The following is a 229-nucleotide window of genomic DNA, read 5'->3' as shown; positions in this document are numbered from 1 at the left end:
ACTTAACTTTCATCAGCGTAGTAGTGGTGTGCTGGAATGGGGGTGTTACCTTGGCGAGCAGAATGTCTGGCCGGGTTCTGGTTTATTACTTGAGATAGCGGCGCTTGATTATGCCGCTATGCAAAGCGATCAGCATACGTTGTATGCCGAGGTATTATCTTTTAACCACAGCGTGCTGAAAATGCACCAGTTGTTTGGCTATCATCCGCAACCCGATTTGCCCGGTAAG

General features: G+C 48.5%; 1 protein-coding gene. It reads left to right on the top strand.

Features of this window, described 5'->3' with window-relative positions; all coding sequences use genetic code 11:
- A partial coding sequence (locus R0J87_RS25445) for a hypothetical protein (RefSeq protein ID WP_498889796.1) occupies nt 1-229 on the top strand: 229 nt, incomplete at both ends.

This window comes from Halomonas sp. SIMBA_159, from assembly GCF_046536035.1.
GTDB lineage: Bacteria > Pseudomonadota > Gammaproteobacteria > Pseudomonadales > Halomonadaceae > Vreelandella > Vreelandella venusta_A.
Note: the sequence above shows the minus strand (reverse complement) of the source record. Positions and strands in the feature narration are given on the sequence as shown.